Source organism: Marinobacterium aestuariivivens, assembly GCF_042661465.1.
Taxonomy (GTDB): Bacteria; Pseudomonadota; Gammaproteobacteria; order Pseudomonadales; family Balneatricaceae; genus Marinobacterium_A; species Marinobacterium_A aestuariivivens.
Map to the genome: position 1 here is coordinate 1,338,058 of NZ_JBHSWE010000001.1, position 13,654 is coordinate 1,351,711.

Sequence of the window (13,654 nt, forward strand, 5' to 3'; positions counted from 1 at the left end):
CGAAAGAGCGGCGGCCAGAGGCCACCGCTTGGAGAGATACCTGTGACGGGCGCAAGCGCCCGCTGGGATTCAGGACGGGAAGGCGAATTGGGCGCCCTCGCGCACCCCGGCGGACGGCCAGCGCTGGGTGATGGTCTTGCGCTTGGTGTAGAAGCGCACCGCATCGGGGCCGTAGGCATGCAGGTCGCCGAACAGCGAGCGCTTCCAGCCGCCGAAGCTGTGATAGGACACCGGGACCGGCAGCGGTACGTTGATGCCGACCATGCCGACCAGGATGTTGTCGCTGAAGTAGCGCGCCGCTTCGCCGTCACGGGTGAAGATGCAGGTACCGTTGCCGTACTCGTGGGCATCGATCAGGTCCATCGCCTCCTGCATGCTGTTGACGCGCACCACCAGCAGCACCGGGCCGAAGATCTCCTCCTGGTAGCAGACCATCTCCGGGGTCACACGGTCGATCAGGGTACCGCCGACGAAGAAGCCGTTCTCGTAGCCGGGCACCTTCGGGTCGCGGCCATCGACGACGACCTCGGCGCCCTGCTCCTCGGCACTATTGATGTAGCCGACCACCTTCTCCTGATGCGCCCGGGTGATCACCGGACCGAAGTCGTTGCGCCTGTCATCGAAGGCCCCGACCTGGAGGCCCTGCATCTGCGCCGTCATCTTCTCTATAAAGGCATCTGCGGCTTCGTCACCGACGGCCACGGCCACCGACAACGCCATGCAACGCTCGCCGGAGGAGCCGAAGGCGGCGCCGGTGAGGGCGCTGACGGCGTTGTCCATGTCCGCGTCGGGCATGATGATCGCATGGTTCTTGGCACCGCCCAGGGCCTGGCAGCGCTTGCCGTTGGCGCTGGCGCGGTTGTAGATGTATTCGGCGATCGGTGTCGAGCCGACGAAGCTGACCGCCTGAACCCGCGGGTCGTCCAGCAGAGTGTCGACCGCTTCCTTGTCGCCGTTGACGACGTTGAGCACGCCGGCCGGTAGGCCCGCCTCCAGCAGCAGTTCGGCGATGAACAGGGTCGAGCCCGGATCCCGCTCGGACGGCTTGAGCACGAAGGTGTTGCCGCAGGCGATCGCCATCGGGTACATCCACAGCGGCACCATGGCCGGGAAGTTGAACGGGGTGATGCCGGCGACCACGCCCAGCGGCTGGAACTCGCTCCAGGAATCGATCGCCGGGCCGACGTTCTTGCTGTGCTCGCCCTTGAGCAGCTCCGGCGCGCCACAGGCATATTCGACGTTCTCGATGCCGCGCTGCAGCTCGCCCATGGCGTCGTGGACGATCTTGCCGTGCTCCTCGCCGATCAGGCGGCAGATCTCCGCGGCATTCTGCTCCAGCAGTTCGCGGAACCGGTACATCACGCGGGCGCGCTTCGCCGGCGGTGTGTCGCGCCAGGCCGGGTAGGCGGCCTGCGCCGATGCAATCGCTTCTTCAACGGTCGTCCTGCTGGCCAGCAGCACCTGCTTCAAAACTTCGCCTGTCGAGGGGTTGTAGACGTCCTGGCTGCGCTGGCCCTCGGTAGTGACTTTACCGCTGATCAGATGTCCGATGGTTTTCATACGCATACCTCTTCAATGTGCAGTGCGTTCGAAACGATAACCTTAGCTACCTTCGTCCGAATCGCAGTAGTTACCGAATATGTAGGATGGGTTAGCGGCGCACCTTTACATCAGGTGCCGGTTCCCGTCGGGCCTCGAGCGCCGCGTAACCCATCATATCGATCCGGTTATCCGGATCGATTGGTGTCAGCGGACAGTAGATTGTCCGATAACTTATTTGTGTAGGGCGTTAGCCGAGTTCGTTGATCGCGTCGCCGAGGGCGTTGATCACCCGGTCTATTTCGTCACGCTCGACGATGAACGGCAGACCCAGCTGGATGGTGTCTCCGCCGTAACGGACGTAAAAGCCCTTTTGCCAGCACTTCATCGCGATCTCGTAGGGCCGGCGGGCAGGCTCACCCGGATAGGCCTCGATCTGCAGCGCGCCGGCCAGGCCGTAATTGCGGATATCGCTGATGTACCGGGAGCCCTTGAGGCTATGCAGCGCGGTCTCGAAGATCGGGCTCATTTCCCGGACCCGGTCGACCAGATTGTCCTTCGCGAGAATATCCAGCGATGCCAAAGCGGCGGCGCAGGCAACCGGATGGCCGGAGTAGGTGTAGCCGTGGGGCAACTCCATCATGTATTCGGGACCGCCCTGCTCCATGAATGTCTGGTAGATCTCGTCCTTGACGATAACCGCTCCCATCGGCACCGCCCCGTTGGTCAACTGCTTGGCCACGTTCATGATGTCCGGCACCACACCGAACTCCTCGGCGCCGGTCATCGAGCCCATGCGGCCGAAACCGGTGATCACCTCGTCGAAGATCAACAGGATGTCGTGCTGATCGCAGATCTCGCGCAGACGCTTGAGATACCCCTTGGGCGGCGGTATGACACCGGCGGAGCCTGCCATCGGCTCGACGATCACAGCCGCGATATTGGAGGCATCGTGCAGTGCGATCAGTTCGAGCAGCTCATCGGCGCGTTCGGCTCCGGCCTCCGGCATGCCACGGCTGAAGGCGTTCTCCTTCAACAGGGTATGGGGCAGGTGGTCCGCATCGACGCCCTGCCCGAACAGCGCGCGGTTGGCTCCGATACCGCCGAGGCTGAAGCCTCCGAAGTTGACGCCGTGATAGCCCTTGGCACGGCCGATCAGCTTGGTCTTGGTCGACTTGCCCTTCTTGCGCCAGTAGGCCCGGGCGATCTTCAGCGAGGTGTCGGCGCTTTCGGAGCCGGAGCCTGTAAAGAAGACGTAGTCGAGTCCGGCCGGGGTCAGCTCGCGGATGCGGTGCGCCAGCTCGAAGGCCTTCGGGTGGCCGTACTGGAACGCCGGCGCATAATCCAGCTCGCGCAGCTGGCGCGACACCGCTTCAGCGATTTCGGGCCTGTTGTGGCCGGCACCGCAGGTCCAGAGCCCGGACAGGCCGTCGAAGATGCGACGCCCGTCGGCATCGGTGTAATAGCCACCTTCGGCACCGACGATAATGCGCGGGTCGGCCTTGAACTGGCGGTTCGCGGAATACGGCATCCAGTACGCATCGAGCTGTTCGGGGCTGAGCCCGGCGTTACGCTGTACATCGAGTTCTGACATGGCGACACCCTCTTTTATTTTCTTGGGGGCAAAGTGGATAGGACCAGTCTCGCTTCCGGAATTAGTAATTTAAATACAAACTTATTTATTCTTATGTAAGCTATTACTTAACATTGAAACGGGAGGACAGCGCAGATGAAACAGCGCAAGGCAGTATTGCCGGGCCAGATCAGTGATGCCGACCTGCGTCTGCTGCGCATCTACCGCAAAGTCGTCGAGTGCGGCGGCTTTTCCGCCGCCGAGGTCGAGCTGAATATCAGCCGGGCCGCGATCAGCATGGCAATGAACGATCTCGAGAGCCGGCTGGCGCTGCGTCTTTGCCAGCGCGGTCGCAGCGGCTTCGCCCTGACCGAAGAGGGTAACGAGGTCTACCAGGCGGCCCTCCAGCTCCTCGCCGCGATCGAGGGGTTTCGCACCCGCGTCAACAGCCTCCACGCCCAGCTCAAGGGCGAACTCAATATCGGCATTACCGACAACCTGGTGACGATGCCGCAGATGCAGATCACCCACGCCCTCAGCGCCCTGAAGGAGCGCGGCCCGGATGTGCACATCAACATCCGCATGATACCGCCGAGCGATATCGAGCTCGGCGTGCTGGACGGACGCCTGCATACCGGCGTGATTCCGACACTGAAGCCCCTGCCCGGCCTGCAGTACCGCGCACTTTACGAAGAGGCCTCGAAGCTCTACTGCAGCCTGACCCACCCGCTTTTCGCCGGCCCGGGCAGCGCCACCATTGCCCTGGATGGCTGGGATGCCGTGATTCCCGCCTATGCTCAGACACCGGAAATCAAGTCTCTTCACGAACCGCTCAAGGCCGCGGCCTCCGCAAGCGACCGCGAAGGCATCGCCTTCCTGATACTGACCGGTCGCTATATCGGCTACCTGCCGACCCACTATGCCGAGCGTTGGGTGCGCGATGGCCAGATGCGGGCCCTCAACCCGGACAGCTGTCACTACATCACCCAGTACAGCGCCATCACCCGCAAGGGCGCCCCGCCCAACCTGGTGCTGGAAAGCTTCCTCGAGGAACTCGACAGCCTCGCCGGCGAATAAGATCACTCCTGGACGGCCGGCGGAACGCATTGCTACCGCCCAATAATTTTACCTTTTGGAAAATTTTATTTGCATCCCTGAAAATTCCCGCTATATATTGACCACGCGGTAAAAATAATATTGATAGCCAGTGCAGATAACAATAACAGTAGAGGACTCAAGCTATGCAAAGCGCCAACGAAACCGCCGGCTACGCTGGCGGCGTCGCCGACAGTGCCAGCGACGATCTCTGGAACGAGGACCTGGCTCCGGCCCGGGCCGAGGACAAGACCTGGAGCTGGCAAAACATCTCCGGCCTCTGGGTCGGCATGGTGGTCTGCGTGCCCACCTATATGCTCGCAGCCGGCCTCGTCTCGGAAGGGATGGCCTGGTGGCAGGCCGTACTGACGGTTCTGCTGGGGAACATCATCGTGCTGGTACCGATGATGGCGATCGGCCATGCCGGCACCAAGCACGGCATTCCGTTTCCGGTTCTGCTGCGTTCTTCCTTCGGGACCTCCGGTGCCAAGCTTCCGGCGATGCTGCGCGGTCTGGTCGCCTGCGGCTGGTTCGGCATCCAGACCTGGGTCGGGGGTTCGGCGATCTATATCATCGTCAACACCCTGACCGGCGACGCCATCACCGGTAACCCGATGCCGTTTCTCGGCATCGATGCCGGCCAGTTCGTCTGCTTCCTGCTTTTCTGGGCCATGCATGTCTATTTCATCGCCCGCGGTACCGAGTCGATCCGCTGGCTCGAAACCTACGCGGCGCCCTTCCTTATACTGATGGGTCTTGCGCTGCTCGCCTGGGCGTATTTCACTGCCGGCGGCTTCGGCGAAATGCTGTCGTCACCGTCTCAGTTCATCCCGGGCGGCGCCAAGGATGGACAGTTCTGGTCGGTCTTCTGGCCGGGCCTTACCGCCATGGTGGGATTCTGGGCCACCCTGGCGCTGAACATCCCCGATTTCACCCGCTTCGCGCGCAGCCAGAAGGACCAGTTCCTCGGCCAGGCGCTGGGACTGCCTCTGCCGATGGCGCTGTTCGCCTTCATCGGCGTTGCCGTGACCTCGGCCACCGTGGTGATCTTTGGCGAGGCGATCTGGGACCCGGTCGCACTGACCGGTCGCATGGGCGGCATGGCGGTCATCGTTGCATTGGCGGCCCTGATCATCGCGACCCTGACCACTAATCTCGCGGCCAACGTGGTGGCGCCGGCAAACGGCTTCTCCAACCTGAGCCCCAGCCGCATCTCGTTCAAGATGGGCGGCTACCTGACCGCGGGTATCGGTATCGCCATCATGCCCTGGAAACTGCTGGAGTCCACCGGCGCCTATATCTTTACCTGGCTGATCGGATACTCGGCGCTGCTCGGTCCGGTGGCGGGCATCATGATGGCCGACTACTTCCTGATACGCAAAACCCGCCTCAACCATGCCGACCTGTTCCGTAGCGACGGCCAGTACAGCTACCGCAACGGCTGGAACCCAGCGGCGCTGATTGCCTTCACCCTCGGCGTGCTGCCGAACCTGCCCGGCTTCCTCCACGTCGCCGGCTTCATCGACAGCGTGCCCCTGTTCTTCTCGACCCTTTACACCTACGCCTGGTTCGTCGGTCTGCTGATCGCAGGGGGCGTCTACCTGGTGCTGATGCGAAACCGAACCCGCTGATTGTCTCCGGGGCCCGGTGAAGCCTCATCGCCGGGCCCTCTTTTTCAGAGCAAGGAGAACTCCCATGTCCGTACTGATCAAGGGCGGTACCGTCGTGACCGCCGACCAGAGTTTGCGCGCCGACGTCTATTGCGAAAACGGCCTGATCGCCGCCATTGGCGAAAACCTGGAAGTGCCCGCCTCGGCCGAGGTGATCGACGCCGGCGGCCAGTATGTCATGCCCGGCGGCATCGACCCCCATACCCATATGCAGCTTCCCTTCATGGGCACCGTCGCCAGCGACGACTTCTACACCGGTACCGCGGCCGGGCTTGCCGGCGGCACCACCAGCATCATCGACTTCGTGATACCGGCGCCCCGGCAACGCCTGATGGACGCCTGGGAACAGTGGCGCGACTGGGCCGGCAAGGCCGCGGCCGATTACAGTTTCCATGTCGCCATCACCTGGTGGGACGAGTCCGTGCATCAGGATATGGGCACCCTGGTGCGCGAGCACGGCGTCAACAGCTTCAAGCACTTCATGGCCTACAAGAATGCGATCATGGCCGACGACGAAATCCTGGTGAAAAGCTTCCGCCGCTCGGTCGAGCTCGGCGCCATGCCGACCGTGCATGCCGAAAACGGCGAGCTGGTCTTCCAGCTGCAGCAGGAGATGCTGGCCAGGGGCATCACCGGTCCCGAAGCACATCCGCTGTCACGGCCGCCAGTCGTCGAGGGCGAAGCCGCCAATCGCGCGATCCAGATAGCCCGGGTCATGAACGTGCCCATCTATATCGTCCACGTGTCCTGCAGGGAGGCGCTGGATGCCATTACCCGTGCGCGCAACGACGGCCAGCGGGTCTACGGCGAAGTACTGGCCGGACATCTGGCGATTGACGACAGCGTTTACCGGCATCAAAACTTCGAATTCGCGGCCGCTCATGTGATGAGCCCTCCGTTCCGGTCGAAGTCCCACCAGGAGGCGCTCTGGCAGGGTCTTCAGGGAGGCAATCTGCAGACCACCGCGACCGACCATTGCTGTTTCTGCGCCGACCAGAAAGCCGCCGGCAAGGACGACTTCACCAGGATTCCCAATGGCACCGCCGGTATCGAGGATCGCCTGGCCGTGCTCTGGGACGAGGGCGTCAACAAGGGCCGTCTGACCATCAACGAATTCGTCGCGGTCACCTCGACCAACACCGCCAGGCTGTTCAACATCTACCCGCGCAAGGGCTCGGTTACCGTCGGCGCCGATGCCGACCTGGTGGTCTGGGACCCGGCCGGCACCCGCACCATCTCGGCCAGGACCCATCATCAGAGCGTGGACTTCAACATCTTCGAGGGGCGCACCGTCACCGGCATTCCGAGCCATACGCTGAGTCAGGGCAAGGTGGTCTGGTGTAACGGCGACCTGCGGGCCGAACGCGGTGCCGGACGCTACATCGAGCGTCCCGCCTTTGGCCCGGTATTCGACGCCATGGCCCGCCAGGGCGAATTGAAGATGCCACAGCCGGTGCATCGCGAAGACTGACCACCCCGTCTCCAGCCTGCTGCCACTCGGCGGCGGGCGCCCGCCGGGCAGGGTGCCGCCGGTGCGCCTCTGATCACAACGGCTCCGGCGGCTGGACTGGAAATGATCCTGTCGGGGCAAAGTTGCGTAACGGAACAGGGTCCGGGCGTCGAAGCTGACCAAGAGCCTGTCATCGCATCCATACCCGGATCAAACCCTTTTATATCATTGGTTTATATATTTACTTCCAAATTGCATAAATTCGACTCCCGGTCTCCGCTGCTATACTTATCGTTGGCATAAAGACTGGATTATGGACAAAAGCGACGCCGTGAACCGCCATCGCACTCGGGAAACGGCAGGGAGAAACAAGGGGGAACAAACCGGAGGTGTGACATGAACCGGCACTTTTACGTCAGCGACAACCTCGACGACCTGGAGAATGTCGAGCACGAACTGGAAGCCAGCGGCATCAGCACCGAGCAGATCCACGTGCTCAGCGAAAAGGATGCCGAAGTCGAGGAGCATCACCTCCATGAGGTGACATCCTTCATGAAACAGGATGCCGTACATTCCGGCGAAATCGGTGCCGTCATCGGTGTGGTGCTTGCCGCCGTGATCCTGGTCGGCGCCTGGCTGTTTGGCTGGACCGAGACGGCGGCCGGCTGGATTCCGTTTATCTTCCTCGCCGTCGTCGTACTGGGTTTCTGTACCTGGGAAGGCGGTTTCTTCGGTTTCCAGGAACCAAACGCCCATTTCCGCCGCTTCAAAAAGCTGCTCAAACACGGCAAGCATATCTTCTTTGTCGATGTCGAGCCGGAGCAGGAAGACGCCCTGAAACGGGTCGTCAAGCAGCATCCCCATCTCAAACGGGCCGGCGACGGCGACGCCGCACCGCACTGGATCGTTGCCTGGCTGCAGAAATGGCACCAGTTCAAGCGCACGATCTAGGAAGCAAGCTGTAAGCTTCAAGCGGCAAGCGGGTAGGATGGGTTAGTGGCGCAGGGGCGATGATTTGACTGTTTGGCACCTGTTCGGTGCGCCGCGTTAACCGTCATAGACGCCGGAGGCGCCTTGGTCTCCGTTGGCAGCGCGTAGGTCAATGAGCGCCGCCGGCGTGATTTCCAACGGGTGGCGCTCCACCGGGTGGCGTTCCGCTAGGGTTTCGCCCACCACTCTGCCGACGCCGACCGACAGCAATCGATCTGTAATGCGATCGATATTGCGGGTTACGCCTTTCTCCTGCCTTTACCCGCCATTGGCGCCGAAAAACAGCAACCGGCTCAGCCATACGTAATCCGCCTCCGCGGCCATCAGTCCCATCAGCACCAGCAGGCACAGCGGTGGCAACAGGATGGCGTAGACCATCGCCAGCCGCTCCCAGGCCATGTGCATGAACACCGAAACGATCAGGCCCGCCTTCAGTAGCATGAAGGCGACAATCAGGGTCCAGCGCAACAGTCCCTGAAAGTGGAAGTAGTCGACCAGGTAGGACAATGTGCTCAGCAGGAACAGCAACCCCCAGATTTTCAGATAGAGCCCGACCGGATGTTGCTGACCCTCTGGTTGCTGACTTTCTGTATGTTCCATCGCAGACTCCTCACCAGAGATAGAAAAAGGCAAAGATAAAGACCCAGACCAGGTCGACGAAATGCCAGTAGAGGCCGGCGATCTCCACCAGCTGGTAGTTGCCGGCTCGGTCCAGGTCACCCCGCAGGACCTTGAAGGCGACCCACAACAGATAGAGCACCCCGATCGAGACGTGCAGCCCATGAAAGCCGGTGATGGTGAAGAAGGCGGCGCCGAACTGCGCCGCACCCATCGGATTCCCCAGGGACGCACGCCCTCGTGGATCAGCTTGGTCCACTCGAACGCCTGCATGCCGATGAAACTGGCGCCGAGCAGCGCCGTGATCAGCATCAGTAGCGCCGTGACGCGCCGGTTGCGGCGATAGCCGAAATTGACCGCCATCGCCATGGTGCCGCTGCTGCTGATCAGGATGAAGGTCATGATGGCGATCAGGATCAGCGGAATCGAGCGGCCGGCAATGGTCAGCGCGAACACTTCGCTCGGTACCGGCCAGGGTTCGGTGGTGGTCATGCGCACCGTCATGTAGCCAATCAGGAAGCAGGAAAAGACGAAGGTATCGCTGACGAGGAAGATCCACATCATCGCCTTGCCCCAGGACACCTGCTTGAAGGCATCCTTCTCCGAGGCCCAGTCGTGGTAGATCGCCTGCCAGCTGCGGTTTATTCTGCCCTGCACCTCTTTGTGTCCACTGTCCATGGGCTCACCCCAGGCCGCAGAGCGCGGCGATTGTCCGGTAGGTGTCCGGCGTGCTGGTCAATACGAGAAATAACAATAGCCAGAGTCCCAGAAGGAAATGCCAGTAAATGGCGCAGAGTTCGATCCTCAGGCTCAACCGGGCCGGCCGCAGCCCCCGAAAGCCCACGAGTATCACGCCCCAGACCACGAGCCCGCCGAACAGATGCAGGCCATGCAGCCCGGTCAACAGATAGAAGAAGCTGCTTGCCGGATTTGACGAAACGCCATAGCCCCAGAGTTCGAACTGCCACCAGGCCCCGAGCTGGCCGGCGAGAAAGGCAAGGGCGCTGAGGCCGCCAAGCCAGAGGCCAGCCAGGCATTCCCTGCGCCGGCCATGACGGATGGCGACCCGGGCCCACTGCAGCGACAGGCTCGCAAGGCCGAGCACCAGCGTATTGATCCACAACAGCCAGGGCCGGCTCAGCGGCGCCGCCGGGTCGGTCAGCGGCCGCCAGTCGCCGCCCTGGGAACGGGCGATGAAGGCGATCAGCAACAAGAGAAACAGCATCGTCACGACCGTTAGAAAGATGCGCATGCCGGCGATCGTCGTGCGCCGCCGGTTACCTTCATGTGCCCGCGCGCTGCCCGGGAAACCGTCAAGCGGCAGCTCGTTCATCGCTCCTCCTCCGGATCCGGGTCGGCGGAGAGACCGTGCATCTCATGTGCCGACACCGTCTGGGGTATAAAGTCCTGCTTCATGCCCGGCACGCTGTAGTCATAGGCCCAGCGGTGTACCACCGGCAGTTTCGGTCCCCAGTTGCCGTGGGCCGGCGGCGTCTGCGGCGTTTGCCATTCGAGACTGGTCGCCTTCCAGGGATTGGGGCCGGCTGGCCTGCCGCGAAACGCGCTCCAGGCAAGGTTGAACAGGAACAGCAGCTGGCTGACGCCGACGATCAGCGCCGCCAGGGTAATGAAGACATTGAGATCATGGGCGGACTGCGGAATGAACTCGTAACCCTCATAGGCATAGTAGCGTCGGGGCATGCCGAGAAAGCCAAGGTAATGCATCGGAAAGTAGATCGCATAGGTACCGAGAAAGGTGATCCAGAAATGCAGCTGGCCCAGACGTTTGTTCAGCAACCGCCCGGTGATCTTCGGATACCAGTGGTAGATGGCGCCGAATACGACCAGGATCGGCGCCACTCCCATCACCATGTGAAAGTGGGCCACGACGAAATAGGTATCGGACAGCGGTATATCGACAATGACATTGCCGAGAAAGAGGCCTGTCAGGCCGCCGACCAGAAAGGTCAGGATAAACGCCAGCGCAAACAGCATCGGCACCCTCAGGTGGATATCGCCGCGCCATAGCGTCAGCACCCAGTTGTAGACCTTGAGCGCCGTCGGCACCGCGATCACCAGCGTCGTGGTGGCGAAGAAGAAGCCAAAATAGGGATTCATGCCACTGACGTACATGTGATGCGCCCAGACCACGAAGCTGAGCACGCCTATGGCGACGATGGCCCAGACCATCATGCGGTAGCCAAAGATGTTCTTGCGTGCATGGACACTGATCAGATCGGAGACCAGGCCAAAGGCCGGCAGCGCGACGATATAGACCTCCGGGTGGCCGAAGAACCAGAACAGATGCTGGAACAGGATGGGACTGCCGCCGCTGTGCTCCGTCTGCTGCCCCAGCATGATCATCTCCGGCATGAAGAAGCTGGTGCCGAGCAGGCGGTCGAACAGCATCATCACCGCGCTGACGAACAGCGCCGGAAATGCCAGCAGCGCCAGTACCGTCGCCATGAAGATGCCCCAGACGGTCAGCGGCAGGCGGAACAGCGTCATGCCGTGGGTCCGCGCCTGCAGTACCGTGGTGACATAGTTGAGCCCGCCCATGGTCGCGGCGACGATGAAGATCGCCAGCGATACCAGCATCAGCACGATGCCCCACTCGCTGCCCGGCGTGCCTGGCGTAATGGCCTGGGGCGGATAGAGCGTCCAGCCGGCACCGGTGGGCCCGCCCGGGACGAAAAAACTGGCCAGCAGCACCAGCACCGAGACCAGGTAGAACCAGTAGCTGAGCATGTTGAGGTAGGGGAACACCATGTCCCGGGCGCCGACCATCAGCGGGATCAGGTAGTTGCCGAAGCCGCCGAGAAAGAGCGCCGTCAGCAGGTAGATCACCATGATCATGCCGTGCATCGTCATGGCCTGGTAGTAGGCCGCCGGATCCAGGAACTCGAGGCTGCCGGGAAAGGCGATCTGCAGCCGCATCAGCCCCGACAGCACCAGCGCGATCAGGCCAACGAAAATCGCCGTCAGCGAGTACTGCACCGCGATCACCTTGTGATCCTGGCTCCAGATATAGCGGGTCAGAAAGCTGCGCGGTTCATGGACAGCTTCGAGCTCGGCCTGGTCTGCATAGGCCATGGCGTTACCTCCCCGCAGCCGGGTCGCCCAGTTCGCCGATATAGGCGACCAGGGCGGCAAGCTGCGCCTCGTTCAGGTCGTAGGCCGGCATCATCGGGCTGTACCCCTGCACGATCCTGGCATTGGGTTCGAGAATCGACTCGCGCAGATACGCCTCATCGACCCGCACAGCCGTACCGTCACTCAGGTTTTCCCGGCTGCCGTAAAGTCCCTGCCAGCCTGGCCCGGTGCCGGCGCTGCCATCGATGCTGTGACAGCCACGGCAACCCAGGCTCTCGGCCAGCATCCGTCCCTCCTCCGCCATGGCGGCGCGGTCCGGTTGCTCGCCGAGTGAGCGGATCAGCGCCAGCAGTGCCTTCAGGCTGTCGTCGTCCAGCGCGTAGGCAGTCATTACGGGCGAATACCCCTCGACGATGCGGGCCGCCGGGTCGAGAATCGACTCGCGCAGATAGGCCTCGTCGACCAGAACCTCGCTGCCGTCGACCAGGCGCTCGCGGCTGCCATAGAGACCCCGCCAGCCGGGCCCCAGGCTGTCGCTGCCATCCAGGCTGTGGCAGGCGGTGCAGCCGTGGCGCCGGGCCAGCTCCCGCCCCCGCTCCACCAGCGGGTCGGCCGGCCGGCCCTGTGCCTGCGCGCTTTGCAGGGCGGCGAAGGTCGGCTGTTCGCCCAGCCAGCGGTCAAAATCCGATGTTTCCTCGACCAGCAGCCGGCCGCGCATACTGTAATGGCCGACACCGCAGAATTCGGCGCAGAGGATCTCGTAACGGCCGGTCTCGGTCGGAGTAAACCAGAAATGGGAAACCATCCCGGGCACCAGATCCATCTTGGCGCGCAACTGCGGAACATAGAAATTGTGCAGCACATCCTTCGAGCGCAGCAGCAGCTTCACCGGTCGTCCGACCGGCAGGCGCAGTTCGTTACCCTGCACGACGATATCGTCCTGCCCATCCGGATCGCCGGGATTGATCCCCAGCGGGTTGGCCGCGCCGATCCACTGGATGCCCGAGGTGCCCAGTTTCCCGTCCTCTCCGGGAAAGCGAAAAGCCCACTGCCACTGCTGGCCGACCGCTTCGGTCACCCGGGCATCGTCCGGAACCCGGACGAAATCGTTGTAGATCACCAGTCCCGGGGCCAGCAGGCCGACGATGCCGACGCTGGTGATGCCGATCAGCCACCATTCGAGCCGCTTGTTTTCCGGTTCGTAGTGGGCCCGCAGACCGTCACGGTGGCGATAGCGCCACAGCGCCAGTGCCACGAACAGCCCGATGGCGACAAAAAACAGACCGGTGATCACCAGCGTCAGGAACAGGGTGTCGTCAATGGCCCCCCAGTTGGAGGCCGGCTCGGTCGCGTGCCAGGGTTCAGCAGATGAAAGAGTACCGAGCCGACGACGATGATCACGAAGAAGAATGCCAGCGTCATCAGTGCTCAACCTCATTCCCCGGGCTGTCACCGGGGGCTCGCCGGCACCGTCGCCGAAACGTGCAGCGTTTCGACCGGGCTCTGTACGGCTGGGTCAGAGACTGAATCACCCGGTCGCGGTAGACGGGCCAGACTGTAACCGGCGCAATCCCCTGATTGCGCCGCCAATGCGTTCCATTCAAGCGTAGCGGCCGCGAATCGATT

At 62.5% G+C, this 13,654-nt stretch carries 12 protein-coding genes; 5 read left to right on the plus strand and 7 right to left on the minus strand.

Annotated features, from left to right (window positions below):
* Positions 1-69: 69 nt before the first annotated feature.
* Together ACFQDL_RS07035 and aptA are read right to left on the minus strand one after the other, a co-directional pair.
* The gene (locus ACFQDL_RS07035) at positions 70-1,560 is read right to left on the minus strand and encodes a CoA-acylating methylmalonate-semialdehyde dehydrogenase (protein WP_379908396.1); all 1,491 of its coding nucleotides are present in this window, start codon (positions 1,558-1,560) and stop codon (positions 70-72) included.
* Positions 1,561-1,789: 229 nt separating this feature from the next.
* The gene (aptA, locus tag ACFQDL_RS07040; RefSeq protein WP_379908397.1) at positions 1,790-3,133 is read right to left on the minus strand and encodes an omega-aminotransferase AptA; all 1,344 of its coding nucleotides are present in this window, start codon (positions 3,131-3,133) and stop codon (positions 1,790-1,792) included.
* 135 nt (positions 3,134-3,268) lie between these two features.
* Here aptA and ACFQDL_RS07045 point away from each other — a divergent pair, with 135 nt between their 5' ends.
* From ACFQDL_RS07045 to ACFQDL_RS07060, 4 genes are all read left to right on the plus strand, one after another.
* The gene (locus ACFQDL_RS07045) at positions 3,269-4,189 is read left to right on the plus strand and encodes a LysR family transcriptional regulator (protein ID WP_379908398.1); all 921 of its coding nucleotides are present in this window, start codon (positions 3,269-3,271) and stop codon (positions 4,187-4,189) included.
* Between the two features lie 164 nt (positions 4,190-4,353).
* Entirely contained in the window at positions 4,354-5,838 is a 1,485-nt protein-coding gene (locus ACFQDL_RS07050) for an NCS1 family nucleobase:cation symporter-1 (protein WP_379908399.1), read from the plus strand.
* 64 nt (positions 5,839-5,902) lie between these two features.
* A complete protein-coding gene (hydA, locus tag ACFQDL_RS07055) occupies positions 5,903-7,348 on the plus strand; it encodes a dihydropyrimidinase (RefSeq protein ID WP_379908400.1) in 1,446 nt (481 codons plus the stop codon).
* A gap of 375 nt (positions 7,349-7,723) precedes the next feature.
* Positions 7,724-8,278, plus strand: coding sequence for a magnesium transporter (locus ACFQDL_RS07060; protein ID WP_379908401.1), 555 nt, complete (start codon positions 7,724-7,726; stop codon positions 8,276-8,278).
* 297 nt (positions 8,279-8,575) lie between these two features.
* Here the strand turns inward: ACFQDL_RS07060 and ACFQDL_RS07065 are convergent, their stop codons facing one another.
* On the minus strand, positions 8,576-8,917 hold the full coding sequence (locus tag ACFQDL_RS07065) for a cytochrome C oxidase subunit IV family protein (RefSeq protein WP_379908402.1): 342 nt from the start codon (positions 8,915-8,917) through the stop codon (positions 8,576-8,578).
* Positions 8,918-8,927: 10 nt separating this feature from the next.
* Complete coding sequence (locus tag ACFQDL_RS07070) at positions 8,928-9,149, minus strand: cytochrome c oxidase subunit 3 (protein ID WP_379908403.1); 222 nt, start codon at positions 9,147-9,149, stop codon at positions 8,928-8,930.
* A gap of 138 nt (positions 9,150-9,287) precedes the next feature.
* On the opposite strand from ACFQDL_RS07070, the gene ACFQDL_RS07075 reads away from it, so the two are divergent.
* Positions 9,288-9,443, plus strand: a complete 156-nt coding sequence (locus tag ACFQDL_RS07075) for a hypothetical protein (protein WP_379908404.1) — start codon at positions 9,288-9,290, stop codon at positions 9,441-9,443.
* Positions 9,444-9,617: 174 nt separating this feature from the next.
* Here the strand turns inward: ACFQDL_RS07075 and ACFQDL_RS07080 are convergent, their stop codons facing one another.
* Genes ACFQDL_RS07080 through ACFQDL_RS07090 form a run of 3 tightly spaced genes read right to left on the minus strand, consistent with a single transcriptional unit; the run spans position 9,618 to position 13,460 of the window.
* The gene (locus ACFQDL_RS07080; protein ID WP_379908405.1) at positions 9,618-10,268 is read right to left on the minus strand and encodes a cytochrome c oxidase subunit 3; all 651 of its coding nucleotides are present in this window, start codon (positions 10,266-10,268) and stop codon (positions 9,618-9,620) included.
* The gene (gene ctaD / locus ACFQDL_RS07085) at positions 10,265-12,028 is read right to left on the minus strand and encodes a cytochrome c oxidase subunit I (protein WP_379908406.1); all 1,764 of its coding nucleotides are present in this window, start codon (positions 12,026-12,028) and stop codon (positions 10,265-10,267) included. Before ctaD ends, ACFQDL_RS07080 begins: the two co-directional genes overlap by 4 nt.
* A gap of 4 nt (positions 12,029-12,032) precedes the next feature.
* Positions 12,033-13,460 carry a c-type cytochrome gene (locus tag ACFQDL_RS07090; protein ID WP_379908407.1) on the minus strand — a complete coding sequence of 476 codons (1,428 nt, stop codon included), beginning with the start codon at positions 13,458-13,460 and terminating at the stop codon, positions 12,033-12,035.
* Positions 13,461-13,654: the final 194 nt, after the last annotated feature.

Excerpts from the sequence above, each read along its gene's own strand:
- ACFQDL_RS07050 (WP_379908399.1), top strand. The coding sequence starts at position 4,354 with ATGCAAAGCGCCAACGAAACCGCCGGCTACGCTGGCGGCGTCGCCGAC.
- ACFQDL_RS07070 (WP_379908403.1), bottom strand. The coding sequence starts at position 9,149 with ATGGGTGCGGCGCAGTTCGGCGCCGCCTTCTTCACCATCACCGGCTTT.
- hydA (WP_379908400.1), top strand. The coding sequence starts at position 5,903 with ATGTCCGTACTGATCAAGGGCGGTACCGTCGTGACCGCCGACCAGAGT.
- ACFQDL_RS07045 (WP_379908398.1), top strand. The coding sequence starts at position 3,269 with ATGAAACAGCGCAAGGCAGTATTGCCGGGCCAGATCAGTGATGCCGAC.
- aptA (WP_379908397.1), bottom strand. The coding sequence starts at position 3,133 with ATGTCAGAACTCGATGTACAGCGTAACGCCGGGCTCAGCCCCGAACAG.
- ACFQDL_RS07060 (WP_379908401.1), top strand. The coding sequence starts at position 7,724 with ATGAACCGGCACTTTTACGTCAGCGACAACCTCGACGACCTGGAGAAT.
- ACFQDL_RS07065 (WP_379908402.1), bottom strand. The coding sequence starts at position 8,917 with ATGGAACATACAGAAAGTCAGCAACCAGAGGGTCAGCAACATCCGGTC.
- ctaD (WP_379908406.1), bottom strand. The coding sequence starts at position 12,028 with ATGGCCTATGCAGACCAGGCCGAGCTCGAAGCTGTCCATGAACCGCGC.
- ACFQDL_RS07035 (WP_379908396.1), bottom strand. The coding sequence starts at position 1,560 with ATGAAAACCATCGGACATCTGATCAGCGGTAAAGTCACTACCGAGGGC.
- ACFQDL_RS07080 (WP_379908405.1), bottom strand. The coding sequence starts at position 10,268 with ATGAACGAGCTGCCGCTTGACGGTTTCCCGGGCAGCGCGCGGGCACAT.